Source organism: Mesorhizobium sp., assembly GCF_005063415.1.
In the GTDB taxonomy this organism is placed as follows: domain Bacteria; phylum Pseudomonadota; class Alphaproteobacteria; order Rhizobiales; family Rhizobiaceae; genus Mesorhizobium.
The window spans coordinates 1344-8887 of record NZ_SUEG01000186.1 but is presented as its reverse complement, the minus strand read 5'-3'; the positions used below and the strand labels follow the sequence as shown (position 1 = coordinate 8887).

At 64.1% G+C, this 7544-nt stretch carries 7 protein-coding genes and 1 pseudogene; 5 read left to right on the top strand and 3 right to left on the bottom strand.

From position 1 onward, the window contains the following. The 3 genes and pseudogenes from E5W70_RS28795 to E5W70_RS28785 all read right to left on the bottom strand — a co-directional run. A pseudogene (locus E5W70_RS28795) lies at nt 1–704 on the bottom strand (hypothetical protein); the annotation flags it as partial. Between the two features lie 34 nt (nt 705–738). Further along, nucleotides 739–1170 carry a hypothetical protein gene (locus tag E5W70_RS28790; RefSeq protein ID WP_292664691.1) on the bottom strand — a complete coding sequence of 144 codons (432 nt, stop codon included), beginning with the start codon at nt 1168–1170 and terminating at the stop codon, nt 739–741. Nucleotides 1171–1175: 5 nt separating this feature from the next. Next, nucleotides 1176–3320, bottom strand: coding sequence for a TonB-dependent hemoglobin/transferrin/lactoferrin family receptor (locus tag E5W70_RS28785; RefSeq protein ID WP_292664690.1), 2145 nt, complete (start codon nt 3318–3320; stop codon nt 1176–1178). A gap of 267 nt (nt 3321–3587) precedes the next feature. Here E5W70_RS28785 and hemP point away from each other — a divergent pair, with 267 nt between their 5' ends. From hemP to E5W70_RS28760, 5 genes are all read left to right on the top strand, one after another. Continuing rightward, the gene (gene hemP, locus E5W70_RS28780; protein WP_292664689.1) at nt 3588–3794 is read left to right on the top strand and encodes a hemin uptake protein HemP; all 207 of its coding nucleotides are present in this window, start codon (nt 3588–3590) and stop codon (nt 3792–3794) included. Between the two features lie 9 nt (nt 3795–3803). Then, nucleotides 3804–4862 (top strand): hemin-degrading factor, encoded by a 1059-nt coding sequence (locus tag E5W70_RS28775; protein ID WP_292664688.1) that lies wholly within the window; start codon nt 3804–3806, stop codon nt 4860–4862. Between the two features lie 10 nt (nt 4863–4872). Beyond that, nucleotides 4873–5781, top strand: coding sequence for a hemin ABC transporter substrate-binding protein (locus E5W70_RS28770; RefSeq protein WP_292664692.1), 909 nt, complete (start codon nt 4873–4875; stop codon nt 5779–5781). Between the two features lie 5 nt (nt 5782–5786). Beyond that, on the top strand, nt 5787–6890 hold the full coding sequence (locus tag E5W70_RS28765; protein ID WP_292664687.1) for an iron ABC transporter permease: 1104 nt from the start codon (nt 5787–5789) through the stop codon (nt 6888–6890). Between the two features lie 156 nt (nt 6891–7046). Beyond that, nucleotides 7047–7544: ATP-binding cassette domain-containing protein (locus E5W70_RS28760; protein ID WP_292664686.1), on the top strand; the 498-nt coding region annotated here is incomplete at its 3' end.

The following is a 7544-nucleotide window of genomic DNA, read 5'->3' as shown; positions in this document are numbered from 1 at the left end:
GGTGCTGGTGCATCTGTCTCGGCAGGCTCGGCCGTTTCGACCGCGCTGACTGGCGGCGGCACGGCATTGTCGTCGGCAGGCACCAGCCTGTCGGTCGCAAGAATGTCGGGCGATGGGTCCTGGCGGGCAGGCTGGACGGCTTGGGCAGGTGCCGGCTCTGTGCGTCCGGCAAGGGCGGCGGCAGTTTCCGTGGCGGCCTCGCTGACCGGCTCGACCACTTCTGTTCCCGATGCTTCGGCCGCGTCAGTGACCGGCTGGAGTGTCTCCTCCGCCGCGGTCGCCTGCGCCTCGACCATTTCGACGGGCTTGGCGTCGAGCATGGTCACCATCGTTACGTTGGCCACCTCCGGGTCGTCTCCGACATCGCCGGCCGCCTGCTGCGGATCGGCGCCTCGCAGCATTTCTCCTTGCTGGTTGGCACCTTCGATCCTTGGCCGGTCGTCCGGCAGCGTGAGAAAGGCCAGCGCCACTGCTACGTGGAATGCGCAAGAGCAGGCGATCGCCACCGCCCAGTTGCGGCGCCGCTGCTTCTGTCGTGCCTGCCGCAATGGCTCCCCAGGCACCGGAGTCAAGTCGCCGTCCGCATCGGCGATGTAACTGTCTTCCGGCCTGTCGCGCGACGAAACACGCAGCGCCCCGCGCGGGATGGCGAAATCCGGATCGTCCGGTTCCGGCGACAGGAAACCGGCTAGTGGCCACGCCACGGTGTTTCGCGCGAATGCGGGTTCCAGTCCCAATTCAGACCCCGAAGGCGATGCCGGTCCTGGTCTGCGTGTTCAGCCCGCGCATGCAGGCATTTGGCTCGGCACCGGCGCATTCCGTGGCGCTATTGATCAACACGCGGCTGACCTTGCCGCAATCGGTGCCGGCAAGGTCGAAACGCGTCACCTTGGTCTTGCCTGCCGGCAGCTCCTTGAAATCGAGCACGGTCAGCCGGTCGACGACGCCGGCCTCGTTGAACAAGGCGATCTCAAACGCCGCCTTGGACAGACCGGCGCCGACATTGTTGGTGACCACGAAGGCCAGGCGGCAACCCTTGTCGGAAGGCTGCGCGCCGTTGAGCTCGAGGATCAGCGCCGGCGCTTGCTGTTGTGTCCACGCCGGAGCCGCCGCAAGCGATATTGCCAGCACCACGGCGAACAGACGAAGGGATGCTGTCATGCCTGTCATTGTCGTCAGCCTCCAAACCTCATGGTCGCCGCCAGCTTCAGCGTAACGCCGGGCTCGTAGACGACACTCGTGGTCGACGCGTTCAGCGGGTTGGCATATTTGACGTCGAACAGATTGTCGGCGCGGAAATCGACCTTGAAATTGTCGGTCGCCTGGTAGCTGGCGAAGGCATTGACCAGCGTATAGTCCTTGGCCACCGCGTAGCCCTGCGGCTTGCCGTTGTATTGCACCTCACCGCCGATGGTCAGCCTGTCCTCGAGAAAGCGAAAGCCGAGTTGCCCGGTGATCTGGGAAGAGGGGACGGTGACAAGGTCCGCCCGTTCGCCTTCATAGGAAATCGTGTGGCCATCGGTGAACGAGGCGGAAAGGCCGGCAAAGCCCCAGGCTGCGTCATAGACGCCCTCCATCTCGAAGCCGTGGATCTTGGCCTTGGCGAAATTCTGATACTGGAAGCAGATCGGGATGCCGGGACCGAACGGGCAGCCGCTGGTCGGGTCGAACGCCGATAGCGTTACGCCGTCGATGTAATCGTCGACATTGTTGTTGAAATAGGCCGCCTTCAGCCGCAGCGCGTCGTCGGCCTCAATGACGCCGTTGGTGCTGTAATTGACGCCGAATTCCACGGTCCTGCCGGTTTCGGGCTTGAGATTGGGATTGGGGAGGAATGGGAAGCTGACGCCGGCTGGATGGTTGCCGCTGATCAGGGTCTCCGACAGCGACGGAGAACGATAGCCTTCCGCGTAGGTACCGTAGAATTGCAGCCCGGAAAGGCTGGCGCTTTCGAAGGGTGAAATGCCTACTGTGATGCGTGGCGACAGCCGGTCGCCAGAGGTTTCGCCGACATCGCTGTCAAGCTTGTAGCTGTCGTAACGCAGCCCGGCGATGACCTCGAGCCAGTCCCAGGTGAGTTTGTCCTGAACGTAAGCGCCGGAGACGTTTCTATCGCCCGAGGGCGTGTAGAAACTGTCGCCGCCTGCCGTGCCGCCTGTCTCAACATCATCGCCAATCCAGTCGCCGCCATAGGTCAGCTCATGCGCAATCCCGACGGTCTCGAATCTCGACGTGTTCCAGATGTCGATGCCGGAGGTGCCGATGTCGAACGTCGATTTCGAACCCGCCGGCAGAACCACAGGCAGGCCGGTGACCGGATCAAACCGGTTTTGCGCGACAAGGGTCGTGAGATCGAGCTTGGTCTTGTTGTAAGACGCGTTGACGTGGAGATCGAGCCAGCTCTTGTCTTCGTCGGTGATGTTGTAGCGGGCCGTGAATGTATTCGCCTTCAGGTCGGCGTCGTTCACCGGCGCGCTGCCGCTGGTCTCCGTCCATCCGTCGTTCGAGCCGATCCAACCCAGCTTCAGCTCGCTGTTTTCGCTGGTGCGGATGGTCGTCTTGAGGAGACCGCTCAAGACGTCGAAGCCGGTGCCCGCTACAGTGTCGCCGCCGCCATGCTTGTAGTCGTCATAGTCGCGGTAGACGATGCTGCCGAGCACGTCCCAGTTCTCGTTGATCCGGTACGCGCCGGTGGCGCTGGTGGTCCAGCCTTCGCCGTTGGTTTCGTAGCGCCCGGTCGCGGATGCCGCCCAGGTCTCGTCGGGCTTGAGGAAATCCTGCGCATCCTTGGTGTCGAAAAAGACGACGCCGCCGATCGCCCCGGAGCCGTAGGTATTGGCGACCGGGCCGCGGATCACATCGACGGATTTGATCAATTCGGGATCGATGTAGAAGGTCGATTGCGTGCCATGATCCGAGCGCTGGAAATTCTGACGGGCGCCGTCGACGATGACGGAGACGCGGCCGAAGTCCTGCAGGCCGCGGATGTTGATGCTGGAACTGACACGGCTTGCGTCGGCCTGGACGGCGACACCCGGCACACCGAACAGCATCTCGTTGGGCGTCGTCGCCATGCGGCGCTCGAGTTGTTCCTCGTCGACATGGCTGGCTGAAGCAAGCGATTCGATCGCCGTCTCGCCGGTGCGGCTGAGGATCAGGATCTTGTCGAGCAGCGTGGTGCCGGGGGCCGGCTTTGCCTGTTCGGGCTGTTGCGACGGGTCAGTCTGCTGCTGGTCGGTTGCTGGCTGGGCGGTCTGCTGGGCGCCGGCCGATGTGGCGAGCAGCGGGATCGCCGCCGCGCCGGCCAGCAATGCGGCCATTTTGCTTGTCATAGAACAATGTGCCAGGCCGCTGCCCGCCAGCCGTCCCCAATTCGCCAACCCCATGCTGCAACTCCAAGAATCCATGTTCGATGCTGGCTGGCTTGGGGCTCGCTGGCATTTTTCATCGCGTCCGGCGTCTTAAATGTTGACTCATTTACTCCGGTATTGCACTGCTAGATAACATGACCATTCGAGTCAAGAATTGAATCGGCATTTCACGCAGGCGCCGAGCCAGATGCCCGGCACAGGAAAGGGATCGAACCAATGAACACGCACAATCCCAGCGACTTTCGCTATCGCGTCCGCCGTTCCGACGAAAATCCCGTCCGTTTCGACCGGGTCCAATCGGCCGTGAGAACGCTGTCCAGCAACACGCTGTTCCAGGGCGAGCACGAGATCGGCATCGAACATCACGGTGCGCTGTATCGGCTGAAGATCACCCGGCAGGGCAAGCTCATCCTCAACAAGTAGGTGGTGGAAATGGACCAGCGCGTAAAACCCGCCCCGCACGAGATCCGGCGGGCACGGGCAGACAATCCGAAGATGCGCGAGCGCGACCTCGCCGCCCAGCTTGGTGTTTCGGAGGCCGAACTGGTCGCCGCGCATTGCGGCGACGGGGTCGTGCGGGTCGAGCCGCGTGTCAATGACCTCTTGACTGGCCTCGAAGCTGTCGGTGAGGTGATGGCGCTGACCCGCAACGAAAGCGCGGTGCACGAGAAGATCGGCGTGTACGACAAGACCGTCACCGGTAATCACAATGCCATGGTGCTCGGCGAAAACATCGACCTGCGCATTTTCCCAAAAGTCTGGGCGCATGGCTTTGCCGTGGAAAAGCGCGATGGCGCCGACATCCGCCGCAGCCTGCAGTTCTTCGACACCGCAGGCGAGGCGGTGCACAAGGTGCATCTCAGGCCAGCCTCCAACCTCTACGCCTATCAGAAGCTGGTGGCCGGGCTGGAATCGCCGAACCAGGAGCCGACGGTGGCGATTTCAGCAGGCATGGCTGACGAGACCGAGACTGCGGACAATTCGGCGAGCGTCGACGATCTGCGCGACCGCTGGAGCCAGCTGACCGACGTGCATCAGTTCTTCGGCATGTTGAAGACACTGAAGCTCAGCCGCCGCCAGGCGGTGCGCTTGGTCGGCCAGGACTACGCCTGGCTGGTCGATAAGGATGCGGTGAGCGCCATGTTCAACCACGCCGCTGCTGGCGCCATGCCGATCATGTGCTTTGTCGGCAATCGCGGCTGCATCCAGATCCATTCCGGCCCCGTCGCCTCGATCAAGCCGATGGGAACATGGCTCAACGTGCTCGACGAATCCTTCCATCTGCACCTGCGGACCGACCACATCGATGAGGTCTGGGCCGTGCGCAAGCCGACCAAGGACGGCCATGTCACCTCGCTCGAAGTCTATGGCGCCGACGGCAAGATGATCATCCAGTTCTTCGGTAAGCGGCATGAAGGCGAAAGCGAGCGCGAAGACTGGCGCTTTTTGGCCGAAAACCTGCCGCGTATCCCAAGCCCGACCGCAGCCTGAGGAAACGATGATGGTTCTTTTCTCCAGGCTGGCATCGGTCTCCAGGTCGACGCCTGGTCCTGCGGCCGCTGTTTTGCTGGCGTTCGCCGCGCTGATGCCGGCTCAGGCCGCCGAAGGCATCGCGACTTTCGCCGACCGTTCGAGGATCGTGGCCATCGGCGGCTCGATCACCGAGATCGTCTATGCGCTCGGCGAACAGGATCGCCTTGTCGCGCGCGATTCGACCAGCCGCTATCCGCAAGCGGCGGTGGAGCTGCCGGATGTCGGCTACATGCGCCAGCTGTCGCCGGAGGGTGTGCTGTCGGTCAATCCATCGGGTATATTGGCCCTGCACGGCAGCGGACCGAAGGAAGCCGTCGACGTCTTGAAGAAATCAAGCGTCCCGTTCATCGAGGTGGCCGAGCGCTATGATAGTCAAGGCATTCTCGAAAAGATCCACATCGTCGGCAAGGCGCTCGGCGTCGAGGCCAAGGCCGATGCGCTGGCAGCCCAGATCGACGCCAAGCTGAAGGCAGCTGAAAAGCAGACCGCCTCGATCAAGGAGCGCAAGCGCATCCTGTTCGTGCTGTCGATGCAGGGCGGCAAGCTGCTTGCCGCCGGCAGCGACACCGCAGCCGACGGCATCATCAAGCTTGCGGGCGGCATCAACGCCATCGACGGCTTTGCCGGCTACAAGCAATTGTCGGACGAGGCAGTCATCACCGCCAGGCCCGACGTGATCCTGATGATGAACAATGCCGGGCCGGCAACCGCGGATGACGAATTGTTTTCGAACCCTGCCGTGGCCTCGACGCCGGCGGGTGCCGCCCGCAAGCTGATCCGCATGGACGGCGGCTATCTGCTCGGCTTCGGCCCGCGCACGGCCGACGCCATCCACGATCTCGCCGTCTCGCTCTATGGCAGCCAGGTCACGGATTGAGCGCGATGGCGGATCATGCGATCGCTGGTGCGGCGGGAATTATGGTGACGGCAGCCGAGGGTGACCGCTCGCGGCGGGCCCACCTCGTCATCCTGCTGCTCTGCGTCGGGCTGGCTATCGCCGTGCTGTTGTCGCTGACCTCCGGCGCATCCGATGCCTCGGCCATCGGCGTCATGCACGACTGGCTGTTCGGCGCGCTGCCCGGCGACGCGGCGTTGAGCGCCCGCGACCGCCTGATCATCAATGACATCCGTCTGCCGCGCATCATTCTGGGCGTGCTGATCGGCGCATCGCTTGCCGTGTCCGGTGCCGTCATGCAGGGGCTGTTTCGCAATCCGCTGGCCGACCCCGGCCTGATCGGCGTTTCGGCCGGATCGAGCCTCGGTGCGGTCGCCGTCATCGTGCTTGGCTCGACCATGCTGGCGCCGCTGACTTCGGCGCTCGGCACGCTGGCGTTGCCGCTGGCTGCGTTCTGCGGCGGGCTGGCGACGACATTGCTGCTCTATCAGGTCGCGACACGGCGAGGCCGGACCTCGGTCGCGACCATGCTGCTCGCCGGCATCGCGCTGGCGGCGCTTGCCATGGCGCTGACCGGCATCCTGATCTTCATGGCCGACGACCGGCAATTGCGCGACCTGACCTTTTGGCAGCTCGGCTCGCTGGGTGGCGCAACCTGGCAGAAGATCGGCTCGGTCGGGCCGGTTATCGCGCTGGCGCTGGCGGCAATGCCGTTCCTGGCGCGCGGCCTCAACGCGCTGGCGCTCGGCGAGGCCACGGCCGGCCATCTCGGCATCCCGGTGCAGCGGCTGAAATACACCGCGATTGTCGGCGTCTCGGCGGCGGTGGGCGCGTCGGTCGCTGTCAGCGGCGGCATCGGTTTCGTCGGCATCGTCGTGCCGCATCTGCTGCGTCTGCTGATCGGCCCCGACAACCGTTACCTGCTGCCGGCATCGGCACTGCTCGGCGCCGCGCTGCTGCTGTTGGCCGACGCCGTTGCCCGCACCATCGTGGCCCCGGCCGAATTGCCGATCGGCATCGTCACCGCGGTCGCCGGTGCGCCGTTCTTCCTGTGGGTCCTGCTGCGTAAGCGCGGCGTCATCGACCTGTGAGAGACCGTTTGGAAACTCTACTCTGGCGGCCATCTAATGGCGTTTTCTGCGCTTCCGGTGCTCACGGACCCCAATGTCCGCTCCGCTCCGGTTCTCGAAACCACCACCAGATGACTCGCCAGAGCGAATTTCGAAACAGTCTCTAAGAGGGTTTTTATGATCGAAGCGCGCGATGTCTCGGTGGCGATCGGCGGCAAGCGCATTGTCGCCAATGTCGATTTCGCGGCGCGGCCCGGCGAAATCGCGGCCATCGTCGGCCCCAACGGTTCGGGCAAGACGACCTTCCTCAGAGCACTGTCCGGCGATCTTGGCTATTCGGGAGAGGTCACCATCAATGGCCGCAATCTATCGGCGATGAAGCCGGTCGAGGCGGCGACGGTGCGCGCTGTGCTGCCGCAGGCGGCGACGCTGTCCTTCCCGTTCACCGTGCGTGAGATCGTCAGGCTCGGCCTGGTCGGCGGGCGCTCCGGCGCGCTGCCCGGCGAGGACCAGCGCCTGCCCGAACGGGCGCTGGCTCGCGTCGACCTCGACGGCTTTGCCGGCCGCTTCTACCAGGAGCTGTCCGGCGGCGAGCAGCAGCGCGTGCAGCTTGCCCGCGTTCTGTGCCAGGTCTGGGCGCCGGTGCTCGACGGCAAGCCGCGCTATTTGTTCCTC